11 protein-coding genes and 1 riboswitch are annotated in these 15,853 nt (G+C 60.2%); of the genes, 7 read left to right on the forward strand and 4 right to left on the reverse strand.

Going from position 1 to position 15,853, the window contains the following annotated elements; translation table 11 throughout:
• Positions 1–70 precede the first annotated feature (70 nt).
• Positions 71–210, reverse strand: a riboswitch (yybP-ykoY riboswitch).
• A 39-nt stretch (positions 211–249) separates the two neighbouring features.
• Both ACTJKS_RS19135 and ACTJKS_RS19140 read right to left on the reverse strand, forming a co-directional pair.
• On the reverse strand, positions 250–1,248 hold the full coding sequence (locus ACTJKS_RS19135; protein WP_003228088.1) for a class I SAM-dependent methyltransferase: 999 nt from the start codon (positions 1,246–1,248) through the stop codon (positions 250–252).
• Positions 1,249–1,281: 33 nt separating this feature from the next.
• Positions 1,282–2,247 (reverse strand): 2-hydroxyacid dehydrogenase, encoded by a 966-nt coding sequence (locus ACTJKS_RS19140; protein ID WP_262949117.1) that lies wholly within the window; start codon positions 2,245–2,247, stop codon positions 1,282–1,284.
• 243 nt (positions 2,248–2,490) lie between these two features.
• On the opposite strand from ACTJKS_RS19140, the gene ACTJKS_RS19145 reads away from it, so the two are divergent.
• Complete coding sequence (locus tag ACTJKS_RS19145) at positions 2,491–3,120, forward strand: LysE family translocator (RefSeq protein WP_041072405.1); 630 nt, start codon at positions 2,491–2,493, stop codon at positions 3,118–3,120.
• Between the two features lie 117 nt (positions 3,121–3,237).
• Here ACTJKS_RS19145 and ACTJKS_RS19150 read toward each other — a convergent pair whose 3' ends face one another.
• Positions 3,238–4,002, reverse strand: coding sequence for an AraC family transcriptional regulator (locus tag ACTJKS_RS19150; protein ID WP_108183759.1), 765 nt, complete (start codon positions 4,000–4,002; stop codon positions 3,238–3,240).
• A gap of 100 nt (positions 4,003–4,102) precedes the next feature.
• Here ACTJKS_RS19150 and ACTJKS_RS19155 point away from each other — a divergent pair, with 100 nt between their 5' ends.
• The 6 genes from ACTJKS_RS19155 to ACTJKS_RS19180 all read left to right on the forward strand — a co-directional run bounded on the left by ACTJKS_RS19155 (position 4,103) and on the right by ACTJKS_RS19180 (position 14,487).
• Positions 4,103–5,287, forward strand: coding sequence for an MFS transporter (locus tag ACTJKS_RS19155; RefSeq protein ID WP_108183758.1), 1,185 nt, complete (start codon positions 4,103–4,105; stop codon positions 5,285–5,287).
• A gap of 147 nt (positions 5,288–5,434) precedes the next feature.
• Positions 5,435–7,117 carry a fatty acid--CoA ligase gene (locus tag ACTJKS_RS19160; protein ID WP_262949116.1) on the forward strand — a complete coding sequence of 561 codons (1,683 nt, stop codon included), beginning with the start codon at positions 5,435–5,437 and terminating at the stop codon, positions 7,115–7,117.
• 325 nt (positions 7,118–7,442) lie between these two features.
• Complete coding sequence (locus tag ACTJKS_RS19165) at positions 7,443–9,332, forward strand: DUF1302 domain-containing protein (protein ID WP_108183756.1); 1,890 nt, start codon at positions 7,443–7,445, stop codon at positions 9,330–9,332.
• Between the two features lie 28 nt (positions 9,333–9,360).
• Positions 9,361–10,725 carry a DUF1329 domain-containing protein gene (locus ACTJKS_RS19170; RefSeq protein ID WP_262949115.1) on the forward strand — a complete coding sequence of 455 codons (1,365 nt, stop codon included), beginning with the start codon at positions 9,361–9,363 and terminating at the stop codon, positions 10,723–10,725.
• Between the two features lie 127 nt (positions 10,726–10,852).
• Entirely contained in the window at positions 10,853–11,515 is a 663-nt protein-coding gene (locus tag ACTJKS_RS19175) for an SGNH/GDSL hydrolase family protein (RefSeq protein ID WP_198760049.1), read from the forward strand.
• A gap of 239 nt (positions 11,516–11,754) precedes the next feature.
• Positions 11,755–14,487, forward strand: a complete 2,733-nt coding sequence (locus ACTJKS_RS19180; RefSeq protein WP_108183754.1) for a LuxR C-terminal-related transcriptional regulator — start codon at positions 11,755–11,757, stop codon at positions 14,485–14,487.
• A 74-nt stretch (positions 14,488–14,561) separates the two neighbouring features.
• Here the strand turns inward: ACTJKS_RS19180 and ACTJKS_RS19185 are convergent.
• Positions 14,562–15,853 (reverse strand): calcium-binding protein (locus ACTJKS_RS19185; protein ID WP_440828969.1); only part of this gene is annotated, 1,292 nt, incomplete at its 5' end.

The following is a 15,853-nucleotide window of genomic DNA, read 5'->3' on the forward strand; positions in this document are numbered from 1 at the left end:
GGATTTCCTAAGGGGCGGGTCGACACGGCTATGACACGTACAGCCTTCCCGCCCCGGGTAAGGTGTGCGTGTCATAGGTCTTGTCAAACCCTGCGATCCGTCTGGTGCGGACGCTGAGGTCGCATACGCCATGATCTGAGGATCAAGTATGTTGACGTATGCCGGACGAGCGTGGCGCTCGTGGGAGACTACTCCCCTAGGACGGAGCGGATTCTGCCTAGGCAGAATCCATTCGGCAAGTGCTAATTTTCAGCCGCGCTTGGCCCGGTAAATCCGGAAACCATTGCCTTCGGCCTTGATCGCACACACGCCCAGATGCTCTTCGATCAATGGCTGATACTTCAGGAAGCTGTTCGCAACCAAGCGCAGTTCGCCGCCGTTTTTCAGATGTTTGGCTGCTTTTCGCAGCAAGTTCTCAGTAGCGAAATAATCCGTATGCACCCCGACATGGAACGGCGGGTTGCTCAGAATCGCGTTCAAACCCATGGGTGCAGCATCGATGCCGTCACCGGTCAGCACTTCGGCTTCCAGACCGTTGGCCGCCAAAGTAAGACGACTGCTGGCGGCGGCGAAGGCATCGACGTCGAGCAGGGTCACCTGATTGTGCGGATAACGCCGTTTGACCGCCGCGCCCAAAACCCCGGCGCCACAACCGAAATCCAGCAGATGACCGCTCGGCAGTTTGTCCAGATGCTCCAGCAGCAGGGCGCTGCCACGATCCAGTCGGCCATGACTGAACACACCGGGCAGGCTGATCACTTTAAGCGGGCCTTCGGCCAGTGGCAGCTCGTACGTCTGCGCCAGGCTTTCCAGCGATTTGGCTTCCGGCGCATTGGCCACGGTCACTTGCCACAGTTGGCAGTGACGGGCGCTGTCGAGTTTGCGCGGTTTGCCAAACGGGTTGAGCTGCTTGGATGCACCCTCGATTCCGCTGCGTTTTTCCCCGACCAGAAACACTTCGCGCCCGGGCAGACGTGCGGCCACCGCGTTGAGGATGTAGTCGGTCAGGTCCTTGGACTTGGGCAAAAACACCACGGCGCTGTCGAACTCGCGCTCCGGCACGTTTACGCCGAAATGGCTGCGACCTTCGAAACGTGCATCGAGTGCGGCCTGATCGCCGGCGTGCCAGCACCAGCCGAACGCATTCGGCAAACGCCCGAGCAAATCGTCGGCAGGCAACCCGGCCAGCAACAGCGAACCCTGGAATAACTCGGCCTGACGAAGCAGTACTTCACTGCGCGGATCCATAACTGCTCCTTGGAAAAAAAGTGCCGCAGTTTATCAATTGACGACCCGCAGCGCTGTACCGCTGAAGAACGCCTGGGCGTTTTCGGTCAATTGGCCGACGATGCGTTGCCGCGCTTCGCGACTGCCCCAGGCGTTGTGCGGAGTGACGATCAGCCGTGGAATATCGCCCGCCAGCAGCGGATTGCCGTTGACCGGCGGTTCGACACTGAGCACATCGGTCGCCGCACCGCCGAGGTGACCGTTGCGCAGGGCATCGGCCAAGGCTTGCTCGTCGATCAAACCACCGCGAGCGGTGTTGACCACAAAGGCGCCGGGTTTCATCAACGCCAGCTCGCGGGCCGCGATGAAGTGCCGGGTGTGTTCGTTGAGCGGGCAGTGCAGGGTCAGGGCGTCGATCTGCGGCAGCAATTCGTTCAGGGGCAGACGATCCGGGCGTGCCGGGCGGCCGGGAATCTGCCCGAGCAATACACGCATGCCAAACGCTTCGGCCAGCCTTGCGACCGCGCCGCCGAGTTCGCCATGACCGAGCAGACCGAGGGTTTTGCCCTCCAGTTCGACGATCGGGTAGTCCAGCAGGCAGAACTGTCTGGCTTGCTGCCAGCGACCATCGCCGACGGCTTTTTGATAATCCGCGAGGCGGGTGGCGAGGTTGAGCAGCAACATGATCGTGTGCTGCGCCACCGACGGCGTGCCGTAACCCTGACAGTTGCACACGGTAATGCCGTGGGCGCGGGCCGCGTCCAGATCGACGTTGTTGGTGCCGGTGGCGGTGATCAGGATCAGTTGCAGATCCGGATTGGCGGCCATCGCAGCGGCGTCGATGCGGATCTTGTTGGTGATCGCCACGCGGGCACCGTTCAGGCGTTCGGCGACTTGATCAGGCGCAGTCTGGGCGAACAGTTGCAGGTCGCTGAAGCAGGCGCGCAACGGGCTGAGGTCGAGATCGCCGAGATCCAGAGACGGGTGATCGAGGAATACGGCGCGGCGCGGGTTCGTCATCAACTGTACCTTTTGTGCTTGGAACGGAAGGCGTAATCTGCCGAGCCTACCAGATGAAACAAAACGTTACGCGGTGCCTGAGGTACTCACAAAATCTGTGGGAGCGGGCTTGCTCGCGAAGAGGGAGTGTCAGGCCAATTAAGGTTGCCTGACACAACGCCATTCGCGAGCAGGCTCGCTCCCACAGGGGAAAAGCATTCAGGCGATGTGTTCAAGCTGATGATCACCCCAAGAGGAGCCCCCATGTACTGGACCGAGTTCTTGACCGTTGCCCTGATCCACCTGCTGGCCGTGGCCAGCCCCGGCCCGGACTTTGCCGTGGTGGTGCGCGAGAGCGTGACCCATGGTCGTCGCGCCGGCACCTGGACCGCGCTGGGTGTGGGCACGGCGATTTTCCTGCATGTGGGTTATTCGCTGCTGGGCATCGGCCTGATCGTGTCGCAGTCGATCGTGCTGTTCAACGCCTTGAAATGGGCCGCCGCCGCGTACCTGCTGTACATCGGCTTCAAAGCCTTGCGCGCGCAGCCGGCGAAAACCGTTACCGATGACCTGCACAAGGAAGCTGGCGTGCGTACCGCGCGTGGCGCCTTCACTTCGGGCTTCGTCACCAATGGCCTGAACCCGAAAGCCACGCTGTTTTTCCTCTCACTGTTCACCGTGGTGATCAACCCGCACACCCCGCTGGCGGTGCAGGCCGGGTACGGGGTTTACCTGGCGGTGGCGACTGCGACCTGGTTCTGTCTGGTGGCGATGCTGTTCAGTCAGCAACGTGTACGTGCCGGTTTTGCCCGCATGGGCCATTGGTTCGACCGCACCATGGGCGCGGTGCTGATCGCTCTCGGCGTGAAAATCGCGTTTACCGAGATGCATTGATCTCAGAACCGCGACTTAAAACTGTGGGAGCGAGCCTGCTCGCGAATGCGTTGGATCAGTCGACATTACTGGTGGCTGAAAGACCGCTTTCGCGAGCAGGCTCGCTCCCACAGGGCCTTACACAAGCTCGCTGAGTTTGCTCAGATTATTCAGGTACTCCCGGGGATTCTCCCCAAGCAACCGGCGAAACATCGCGCTGAACGCCCGCGCGCTGCCGTACCCCAGATCTCGCGCCACGCGCTGCACGCTGTCCCCGGCGAGCAGGCGCGGCAGCGCTTCCATCAGGCGCAGTTGCTGGCGCCAGGCGTTGAAACTCATCTTCAATTGTCGCTGGAACAGCCGCGCCAGAGTGCGTGAGCTGGCGCCGACCTGCTGCGCCCAGTCTTCCAGGGTGTTGGGGTGATCCGGGGTGTGCAGCAACGCCAGACAGATGTTCTGCAGGCGTCGGTCGGTGGGCATTGGAATGTGCAGCGGCAGGTTTTCCAGGCTGGCGAGCTCTTCCAGCATCAACTGCTGGATCAGCGGATTGTCCGCGTGCGGCGGGCCTTGTACGGCGCGCAGGATCAGCTCGCGCAGCAGCGGCGTCACCGCCAGCACGCAGCACTGTTGCAGGCTGGCCGGTGACAGCTCGGGGGCGATGAACAGCGAGCGCATCTGCACATCGCCGGACATGAATATCTCGTGCGCGACTTGCGGCGGAATCCACACTGCGCGGCTTGGCGGAATCACCCAGGCACCGAGGTCGGTGACCACCCGCATGATCCCTCGGACGGCATACAGCAACTGCGCCTCGTGGTGCAGGTGCAGCGGCTGGTGTTCACCGTCCAGATAATCCCGGGGATAGGCGCTCACCGGGCCGTGTTCGAAGTGGCTGATCAACATGTCGGATTCGATGACCTGGTTGGCAGGTATGCGCTTTTTCGCCAACTTAGCATAAAGCCGCTGACAACAATCCGCCCATAACAAACACAAGCGTGCCGCCATGAATCAATCTCGAAACGTGATCCGCTACGTCAATGCTGCCCATGTGATCGATCACATGTTCATGCTGATTTTCCCCGCCGCCGTGCTCGGCATGACCCAGGCCTTTGGTCTCGACTACGCCGCGCTGATCGGTCTGTCCCTGGGTGGGTTCATTGCCTTTGGCGCCTGTTCGTTACCGGCCGGCTGGCTGGGCGATCACTGGAGTCGGCGGCAGATGATGCTGGTGTTTTTCTTCGGCATCGGCGCCTCGGCAATCTTCACCGGGCTGAGCACCAGCCCGACGATGCTGGTGATCGGGTTGACCCTGATCGGCATTTTCGCCGCGATCTACCACCCGGTGGGCACCGCGATGCTGGTGGCCTACGCGCAGAATCGCGGGCGGGAGATCGGCATCAATGGCATGTGGGGCAACCTCGGCGTGGCGTTCTCGGCGCTGATCACCGGGTTGCTGGTGGCGCGGTTCGGCTGGCGGTCGGCCTTTGTCTTACCGGGGGTGGTGGCGATCATGCTGGGAATCGGCTTTGCCTTGCAGGTGCGTGAAGAGCCGATCCCGCAGCGTCCACACACCGCACTGAAGGGCGCTGCCGGGCAGCGGATTTCGATGCTCATGGTGTTTGGTGTGCTGGCACTGGCGACGGCCACCGGCGGCGTGGTGTTCAACGCCACCACCATGACCTACCCGAAGCTGTTTCAGGAACGTCTGCATGACTTGTTCGCCTCGCCGCAAACCCTCGGCGTGGTGGTCAGCCTGGCGTATGCCTTCGGTGCGGTGGCGCAGTTGAGCATCGGTCAAGTGCTGCACCGGATCAGTCTGAAATGGCCGTTTCTCGTGCTGACGCTGTTTCAGGCGCCGCTGCTGTACGGCATGGCCCATGTCGATGGCTGGGCGGTGATCGTGCTCGGTGCGGCGTTCATGTTCGTGGTGTTCGGTCAGGTCACGGTGAACGACTCGATGGTCGCCAATTTTGTCGCGCCGCAGTGGCAGTCACGGGTCTTCGCCCTGCGTTACTGCCTGTCGTTCGGCGCCAGTGCGACAGCGATTCCGCTGATTGCCTATGTCGAGCCGCGTCATGGTTTCGTAGGGCTTTACTTGATTCTGGCGGGTTTCGGCGCATTGACCTTCCTTGCTGCGCTGGTTTTCCCACGGACGCCTTCCGAAGCGGCTGTAGGGCAAACGGCCTGATCGGCGCTGAAATACCGGCAAATGCTGGCGCAAGGCTAGCATTTGTACGGCTGTGCAAATCATTCCTTCGGCTGATTTGGCTGGGGTATAACGGCTCTAGAGTAATGCTCTCAACGCCAACACCGTGCAGCCAGAAAAGGGATTCATATGTTGCAGACTCGCGTCATTCCCCCGGCCGATGGGGCCTACCAGTATCCATTGCTGATCAAACGGCTGCTGATGTCCGGCGCCCGTTACGAGAAAACCCGCGAGATCATCTACCGAGACCAGTTGCGCTACAGCTATCCGACCCTGATCGAGCGGGTTGCGCGGCTGGCCAACGTGTTGACGGCAGCCGGGGTGAAGGCGAGTGACACCGTGGCGGTGATGGACTGGGACAGCCATCGCTACCTGGAATGCATGTTTGCCATTCCGATGATCGGCGCGGTGATCCACACCATCAACGTGCGTCTGTCGCCGGAGCAGATCCTCTACACCATGAACCACGCCGAGGACCGCTTCGTGCTGGTCAACAGCGAGTTCGTCGGGCTGTACCAGGCCATCGCGCCGCACCTGACCACCGTCGAGAAGACCCTGCTGCTGACCGATCTGCCGGAAAAGACCGCCGAGCTGCCGAACCTGGTCGGCGAGTACGAGCAACTGCTGGCCGCTGCGAGCCCGCAGTACGACTTCCAGGACTTCGACGAGAACTCCGTCGCCACCACGTTCTACACCACCGGCACCACCGGCAATCCGAAGGGCGTGTATTTCACCCATCGGCAACTGGTACTGCACACCATGGGCGTGTCGACGATCATGGGCGCGATCGACAGCGTGCGCCTGCTCGGCACCAACGACGTGTACATGCCGATCACGCCGATGTTCCATGTGCATGCCTGGGGTTTGCCGTACGTGGCGACGATGCTCGGGCTCAAGCAGGTTTATCCGGGGCGTTACGACCCGGAGTTCCTGGTCGAGCTGTGGCGCAAGGAGAAGGTCACGTTTTCCCACTGCGTGCCGACCATCCTGCAAATGCTGCTCAACGCCAAAGGCGCGCAGGGCACCGATTTCGGCGGCTGGAAAATCGTCATCGGCGGCAGTGCGCTCAATCGCACGCTGTATGAAACCGCCAAGGCCCGGGGCATTCAGTTGACGGCGGCGTACGGCATGTCGGAGACCGGGCCGCTGGTCTCGTGTGCGCACCTCAACGACGAATTGATGGCCGGCACCGAAGACGAGCGCACCACTTACCGGATCAAGGCTGGTGTGCCGGGGCCGTTGGTGGAAGCGGCGATCGTCGACGCCGAGGGCAACTTCCTCCCCGCCGATGGCGAAACCCAGGGCGAGCTGGTGCTGCGCGCACCGTGGCTGACCGAAGGCTATTTCAACGAGCCGCAGAAAGGCGCCGAACTGTGGGCCGGCGGCTGGCTGCACACCGGCGATGTGGCAACGCTCGACAACATGGGCGTGATCGACATCCGCGACCGCATCAAGGACGTGATCAAGACCGGCGGCGAGTGGATCTCTTCGCTGGACCTCGAAGACCTGATCAGCCGTCATGTGGCGGTACGTGAAGTAGCAGTGGTGGGCATCGCCGATCCGCAGTGGGGCGAGCGGCCGTTTGCACTGCTGGTGATCCGCGAAGGGCACGAGATCGGTGCGCGCGAGCTCAAGGAACACCTCAAGCCGTTCGTGGAATTGGGGCACTTGAGCAAGTGGGCGATTCCGAGCCAGATCGCCCTTGTTACGGAAATTCCCAAGACCAGTGTCGGCAAGCTCGACAAGAAGCGCATCCGCCTCGACATCACCGAATGGCAGGCCAACAACAGCACCTTCCTCTCGACACTTTGAGTGTCTGCTGGCGCGNCCAGACCCACCAAGCAAGCGCTTGGCTTGTTAAATCGAAAAAATCAGCCATCCTTGCCGAGCCGACATCTGTCGGACTGGCGAAAGGACTGTTCCAGAGTGGCCGGCAGCTGCAAATCACACTTTAGAGGGATCAAGCGATACCCGCCTGCTGGCTATAGTCCGCTCAAGGATTTTTAAGAACGGGGCACACGCACGACACGGGGCGATGCAACTTTGGAGTGACGTCGGGCGGCTACTGGCTCCCGGTCTTCCAGGCGTTTTTAAAAGTACTCAATGCCATAACAATAATGCACATGGAGTAGCGTCGATGACATCAGTAAACCAGTTCTGGCGCCGGGCTAAACTGCCTCTGGCCGTCAGTCTTGCCTCTACGCTCGCCGGGCCCGCATTCGGCGTCAGTTTCAACGTCGGTGAAATCGAAGGTCAGTTCGACTCTTCGCTCTCCCTGGGCATGAGTATCTCGACTCAGCAGCCGAACAAGGACCTTATTGGTGTCAACAACGGCGGCAAGGGCCTGTCCCAGACCTCCGACAACGGCCACCTGAACTTCAAGAGCGGGCAAGCCTTCTCGAAGATCTTCAAAGGCATCCATGATCTCGAATTGAAATACGGCGACACCGGGGTCTTCGTCCGGGGCAAATACTGGTACGACTTCGCGCTGCAGAACCAGGACCTGGAATACAAGGACGTCAGCAACCACAACCGCGATGTGGCGGCGCGTTCTTCCGGCGGGCAGATCCTCGACGCCTTCGTTTACCACAACTACTCGATTGCCGATGAGCCAGGTTCGGTGCGCCTGGGCAAGCAGGTAGTGAACTGGGGCGAAAGTACCTTCATCGGCGGCGGCATCAACTCGATCAACCCGATCGACGTGTCCGCGTTCCGTCGTCCGGGTGCCGAGATCAAGGAAGGTCTGATCCCGGTCAACATGTTCTATGTGTCGCAGAGCCTTACTGAAAACCTTTCGGCCGAAGGTTTCTATCAGATCGACTGGCAGAAGACCGTAACCGACAACTGCGGCACGTTCTTCTCGCAGCCGGACATCGTCACCACCGGTTGCGACGACAATCTGCGGGTATTGAACAAGCGTTCGACCATTCCGGGGATTGCGCTCGGGCCGTTGGCCAACGCCGGTGTCGACGTCAACGAAGAAGGCGTGCTGGTACGCCGTGCGCCTAACCGCAATGCGCGTGACAGCGGACAGTGGGGCGTTTCCGCCAAGTACATGTTCGACCCACTGGCCACCGAGTTCGGTGCCTACTTCATGAACTATCACAGCCGTGCGCCGATCTTCAGCGCCACTGGCGCGCCACAGTCGATCTATAACGGCGTGGCGGCATTGCCGGGGCCATTCCGGGCGCTGGGGCCACTGGTGGTCGCGGGCAACTCGGAATACTTCATCGAATACCCTGAAGACATTCGCCTCTACGGTCTGAGCTTCTCCACAACCCTGCCTACCGGTACGGCGTGGAGCGGTGAGGTCAGCTACCGGCCGAACGCACCGGTGCAATTGAACTCCACCGATATTCTGTTCGCCGGTGTGCGTCCGCTGGGTGGCGCGTTGACCAATGCGTCGGTCCTTAACGGCGTGCCGGGCCAGGATCTGCACGGTTACAACCGCAAAGAGATCACCCAACTGCAAACCACCCTGACGCACTTCTTCGATCAGGTGATGGGCGCCAACCGTCTGACCCTGGTGGGTGAAGTCGGCGTGACCCACGTCGGTGGCCTGGAAAGCAAGTCCGAAGCCCGTTACGGCCGCGACCCGGTGTTCGGCCCGGGTGAGTTGCCTGCCACTGGCGGTCTGAACACCTGCTCGCAGATCCTCAACACCTCGACCATCAACGGTGCCGGTCCGGGGGCGTCGCGCGATAACGTGTCCAGCAACTGCAACAACGACGGTTTCACCACCTCGACCTCGTGGGGCTATCGCGCTCGTGCGATCTGGGATTACAGCGACGTGTTCGCCGGTGTGAACCTCAAGCCGAACGTGGCCTGGTCGCATGACGTGAAAGGCTACTCGCCAGGCCCTGGCGGCAACTTCGAGGAAGGTCGCAAGGCGATCAGTCTCGGTCTGGATGCCGAATACCAGAACACCTACACGGCGAGCCTGGCCTACACCAACTTCTTTGGCGGCGACTACACGACCGTGGACGATCGTGACTTCGTTGCCCTCAGTGTTGGCGTGAACTTCTAAGCACAGTTTTTTCAGGACGAACACACATATGAAAATAACAAAGAGTCTGTTCCAAGCCGGTGTTCTGGGGCTGTCGCTGCTGGCGACCAGCGTCATGGCGGCCGTTCCCGCCGCCGAAGCCGACAAACTGGGCAAGAGCCTGACGCCGATGGGCGCTGAAATGGTCGGTAACGCCGACGGTTCGATCCCGGCCTGGAAACCGCTGCCGAAAAATGCCGGTACCGTCGACAGCAAGGGTTTCCTGTCCGACCCGTTCGGCAGTGAAAAACCGCTGTTCACCATCACCGCGCAGAACGTCGAGCAGTACAAGGCCAAGCTTGCTCCGGGCCAGTACGCGATGTTCAAGCGCTACCCGGATACCTTCAAGATGCCGGTGTACCCGTCCCATCGCGGTTCGACCGTGCCGGATGACGTGTTTGCCGCGATCAGGAAGAACGCCACCACCACCAATCTGGTTGCCGGCGGTAACGGTCTGGAAAATTTCGACACCGCCGTGCCGTTCCCGATTCCGAAAAGCGGTCTGGAGGTGATCTGGAACCACATCACCCGCTATCGCGGTGGCAGCGTGACCCGTCTGGTCACCCAGGCCACGCCGCAAACCAACGGCTCGTTCAGCCTGGTGTATTTCCAGGACCAGTTCGTGTTCCGCGACAAGATGAAGGATTACGATCCGGCCAACCCGGGCAACATCCTGTTCTACTTCAAGCAGAAAGTGACCGCGCCGGCACGTCTGGCCGGTACAGTGCTGCTGGTGCACGAAACCCTCGACCAGGTGAAGGAACCGCGCAAGGCCTGGGTTTACGCCACTGGCCAGCGCCGTGTACGTCAGGCACCGCAAGTGTCCTATGACGGGCCGGGTACTGCCGCGGATGGCCTGCGCACTTCCGACAACCTCGACATGTACAACGGTGCGCCGGATCGCTACGACTGGGCGCTGGAAGGCAAGAAAGAGATGTACATCGCCTCCAACAGCTACAAGATCGACTCGCCGACCCTCAAGTACGCCGACATCATCAAGGCTGGCCACATCAATCAGGATCTGACCCGTTACGAGCTGCGTCGGGTCTGGCACGTGGTGGCGACCCTGAAACCGGGTCAGCGCCATATCTACGCCAAACGTGACTTCTACATCGACGAAGACACCTGGCAGGCAGCGGTCATCGACCATTACGACGGTCGCGGTCAGCTGTGGCGTGTGGCCGAGGCGCATGCCGAGGATTACTACGACAAGCAAGTGCCGTGGTACGCGCTGGAAGCCCTGTACGACCTGCAATCGGGCCGTTACCTGGCACTGGGCATGAAGAACGAAGAGAAATCAGCGTATGACTTCGGCTTCTCTGCCACCAAGAGCGAATTCCAGCCGGGCAACCTGGGCCAGGACGGTATCCGCTAAGCTTTGACCCGAGGCCGCATCCTCGAAAAAACGCCCCGACTGGTTCGGGGCGTTTTTTTGTCTTTTTCGACAGCCCACTTCTCAACTGAAGGTAGACTGTAGCGCCTCAATTCTCGGACGGAAGCTCGTGCTCAAGCGTTCCTTCATAAAGGCTCTCATTCTTTCTTCGGCTTTTTTGATGACCGGCAGCCATGCTGGCGTGAAAGCTGAACCTCGCGTACTGATCATCGGCGACTCTATCTCCATCGGTTATTCACCTTATGTCCAGCAATTCCTGGCGGGGCGGGCGACGGTCGTGCATAACGCCGGCAATGCTCAAGACACCGTCAACGGTTTGAAAAACCTTGAGGCATGGCTGGGTGATGGCAAGTGGGATGTCATCAGTTTCAACTTCGGGCTTTGGGATTTGTGCTATCGGCTGCCGGGTCCGATCACTCAGGAAAACAGAGACAAAGTCAACGGCAGGATTGCCGTCCCGCTGGGTGACTATCAGCGCAATCTTCAATTGATCGCCACAAGGCTGAAATCTACAGGGGCCAAGGTTGTCTTCCAGAATGTCACGGTCGTTCCGGCGAATGAGCCCGGTCGATACACTGCAGATGTGACTCGATACAACCGGGCCGCTGCGCAGGTGATGAAGCGCCTCGATATTCCGGTCAATGATCTGCAGGCTGTCACCGCTGCCTTGCCCGATGCCGTGCGTGAGTCGGACACCGATGTGCACTATACCGACTCGGGATATGCGCAGATCGCCCAGTCAGTTCTTGCAAGCATCAAGCCATTGCTCTGATCCGCCCGATGAAGAACCCTGCGCGGGTACAGGAATTTTCAGGCGGTGATCAACAGGCGGGCTGCACTTTCTGTTCAGTCGGCGTGCGTCGAGAAAACCTGTGCAACACGGGCCGGACATTTTTTGCGTTTGGTCTTTTTGTAGCCATTTGTAGCAGTAACCTTCATAACCGGTTCGTTTACGGCTAGTCTGCGAGACATCTGCAACGCCGCCAACAGCAATTCGAACAAGAGCCGGCCATGACTGATCTGTCCCCACTTCCGGGTCCCGCAAGGGTCGCCGTCGCGGCACTGGACGGGCGATTTTTTCGTCCGCCGTTACCTGACGGATACGTATTGCGACCACGCCTTTGCGAGCGTCTTCAAGCCGGCCTCGGTGGACGGTTGTTGCTGGTCAGCGCCCCGGCCGGGTTTGGCAAAAGCTCGGTGGCTGTGGAGTTTTGTCAAAGTCTGCCAGAGAACTGGCAAAGTCTGTGGCTGGGGTTGAGCCCGCGTGACAATGACCCGGGGCGTTTTCTCGAGCGTCTGCTCGAAGGCTTGCAGGATTACTTCCCGCAACTGGGCAGTCGCGCACTGGGCCTGCTGAAGATGCGTCAGCGCCATCAGCCGTTTGCCTTCGAAGAATGGCTCGACGGTCTGCTCGATGAACTGACGCTGCATCTCGATCCGGCAACGCCGCTGTTACTGGTGTTCGACGATTACCACCTCGCTCAAGGGCCGGTACTCGACCGTTGCCTGCAGTTTTTTCTCAATCATCTACCCGATGGCTTGCTGGTCATGGTCACCAGTCGACAGCGCCCGGACTGGCATCTGGCGCGCCTGCGGCTGTCGCGCCAACTGCTGGAACTGCACGAACAGGATCTGCGCCTGACCCATGACGAAGCCTTGGCCCTGCTTGATCGCCACCGGACTTCACTGCGCGGTGAGGCCCTGGAGAGTCTCATCCAGCGCAGCGAAGGCTGGGTCGCCGGATTGCGCTTCTGGTTGCTGGCGGTATCCGAAGCCGGTAGCGATACGGCATTGCCCCAGGCACTCAATGGCGGGGAAGGGCTGATCCGCGATTACCTGCTGGAGGAAGTCATCGATTGCCTGCCGGCCGAGGTACAGGCATTTCTCTACGACACCGCCCCGCAGGAACGCTTCTGCAGCGAGCTGTGTGACGCCGTCCGTGAAGCCCATGACAGCGGCGAAATCCTGCGCTTCCTGCTCGCACATCAAGTGTTTCTGGTGCCGCTGGACGAACACGGGCACTGGTATCGTTATCACCATTTATTCTCTGACTTACTCCGCACTCGGCCGATTGCCCAGCCAATGGTGCCCATCGCAACCCTGCATTTACGGGCCTGCCGCTGGTTCAATGCCCAGGGTTTGCTCGACGAAGCGGTGGAGCAGGCCCTACGGGCCGGTCACCTCGACGTAGCGGCCAATCTGGTACAGAACCTTTCCGAGGAGCAACTGCTCGCCGAGCAGAACGTCGGGATGCTGCTGCGCTGGAAAATGGATTTGCCCGACAGTCTGCTGGTCAGCACTCCGCGACTGATCGTACTGTACAGCTGGGCGTTGGGGCTGGCGTGTCAGCTCGATGCTGCCGAAGAACTCGCCAGTCATCTGAGCCGTTTTCTGCCGGCGCCATCGGCTACAGCCCACAAGTCGATGCTCGCCCAATGGCTGGCGCTGAAAGGGATCATCGCCCGTGGGCGGGGACATCGCCAGCAGACCATCGAGTATTGCGGCGAAGCGCTGGAAAGCCTGCCCGCCAAGCGTTACGGCCAGCGCCTGATGTGTCTTTCCACGTTATCCAATCTGGCGATTGCCGACGGTGATCTGTGGCGCGCCCGCGGCTTGAACCGCGAATCCCTCGAGCTGGCCCAGCGCGTCGGCAATCCCTTGTTCGAAGCATTGGCGCATTACGACCGTGCACGTGTCTTGCAGGCTCGCGGCGAAATCCTGCGAGCGCTGGATGAGGTGCACCAGGGGCTGGAGCGTCTGCGGGGTTTATCCGCGCAACGTTTGTACGCGGTGCGCGCGCGACTGACGCTGTACGAAGGGTTTCTGTTGGCGATGCGTTTGCAACCACAGGCCGCCCGCGTGCGGCTATTGGCCGGGATTGGCGAAGCGCGGGCCTGCCGCGATATCAGCGTGTTGATCGGTCACTGTGTGATCGCCCGCCTGGACGGCGCCGGCGGCGAATTCGCCAAAGCCTTTGCCGAACTCGCCGAAGCCGAACGGCTGATGCACATCTGGGACGTGCCGCCGATCTACTATCTGGCGATGATCACCCTGGTCAAGTGCGAACTGTGGCTGGCGCAAGGTCGCACCGATCTGGCCGAAGCCTGGCTGGCGCGACTGGGCCAGACCTACACAGGGGCGCGCGCCGCTGCCCCCCCGGAATTTCATCCACAGTTGCCATTGCACGTAGAGCTGCAACAGGCATTGCTGGATTTGATTCAGGGGCAACCGATGCTCGCCGAAGGGAGGCTTGATGTTCTGCATGAGAATGGCCAGCAAACCGGGCGACAGTTGCTTAGCGTGATGGCGCTCACTCAAAAGGTCGCTTTACTGCTGGCGAGCGGGCGAGAGTCGCAAGCGCGCAAAGCATTGGGTCAGGCACTGGAAGCCGCTGCCGGAGGCGTGTTGCAACCCTTCGACGCCTTGATAAAAGGGCATGCAGACTGGCTGCGCGGACAATTACAGGATTCATCAGCATTGGCCGGGCAGCAATTGCTGGAACATTTCCCGGCTGCAGCCACTCGTCCAGCCGTCGAGTCCGCCACCACCGAACAACTCAGCTGCAGGGAGCTGGCGGTGTTGCGCTTGATCGCGCAGGGCTGTTCGAATCAGGAAATCAGCGAGCAGTTGTTCATCTCTCTGCATACGGTGAAAACCCACGCCAGCCATATCAACAGTAAGCTGGCGGTCGAGCGCCGTACGCAGGCGGTGGCACGAGCCAAGGAGTTGGGGCTGTTGTCCTAGAGATGGAAAAAAAACACCCCGCCGTGGCGGGGTGTTTGATTTGCTTGTTCCAATCCGTTTGAAGACGGAAAAGGTCAGACCAGTACGTCGTTCGCGCTGAGAGCGTTGACCCCCAGCAGGTGTACCTCGAAGTAACCGCCTGCGCTTTCACTCAAGTTGCCCGACAGTACATGATCCGCGAAGCGCAATTGCCCGGTCCCGGTGAATTCATTTGCGCCAATGAAAGTCATGTGCTGGAGGCCAAGTGTCATCGGATCAGCATCGAAGCCGGAGAAGTCTATCTTGTCGCCTTCCAGCGCATTGAAGTCGGTGATCACGTTATGCGAGGCGCCGGAGCCAAACTCAATTCCCAGATTGATATTGCTGCTGAAGGTAAAGCGGTCGGCTCCTGTACCGCCAGTGAGCGTGGTATTTCCCCAGCCGCCATAGAGTGTGTCGTTACCGTCTGCACCGAACAGTTTGTCATTACCGGCATTGCCGAACAGTACGTTGTTACCGGAGTTGCCGATCAGGACGTTATCGAGAGCGTTGCCATAGAGGGCCAGATCCGCGTTGCCGAGCATTTCGCCGTCTTCGACGTTGTCCGAGAGGGTAAAGTCAACAGTGGTCCGGATAAGGTCGTGACCGCCGCTGAAGGAGGATTCGAACACGAGGTCATTGACGTTATCGACGATGTAGATATCGTCGCCGCCCTCGCCAATCATGCGATCGGCGCCAAGACCACCCGACAAAATGTTGTTGCCAGCGTTGCCGTGCAAGGTGTTATCCAGATCGTTACCGGTCATATTCAGGTTGGCGCTGCCGATCATTTGGCCATCTTCGACGTTGTCCGTCAGGGTGTAGTCGATGCTGACGTTGACAGTGTCGATACCTTCGTCAGCGAGTTCTGTGACGACATCGTTGACGTTGTCCACGGTGTAAACATCATTGCCAGCGCCGCCGATCATCGTGTCGGCACCCAGCCCGCCGTCAATGTAGTTGACGTTGGAGTTGCCCCGGATCACGTTGTTCAACGCATTACCGGTCAACGCCGCGATGTCGTTGCCGATCGCCGTCAAGTCCTCGACATTGGCCGAGAGGGTGTAGCTGATACTGGTTCTGACCAGGTCATGTCCTTCACCGACCTGCTCGGTTACGACATCCGAATAATTATCCACAACGTAGATGTCATCGCCCGCACCACCGATCAGGGTGTCGGCGCCTGCTCCACCATCGAGAATGTTGTTGCCGGCATTACCGGTCAGCACGTTGTTCAGGTCGTTGCCGGTCAGGTTGTTGTGGGTGCTGTCGAGCAGGATGCCGTCTTCGACGTTGGCCGACAGGGTGTAGCTGACCCGGGATCTGATCAGGTCATGGCCTTCATTCG

Origin of the sequence: Pseudomonas sp. 22189 (assembly GCF_052045635.1) — a bacterium.
Lineage (GTDB): Bacteria > Pseudomonadota > Gammaproteobacteria > Pseudomonadales > Pseudomonadaceae > Aquipseudomonas > Aquipseudomonas parakoreensis.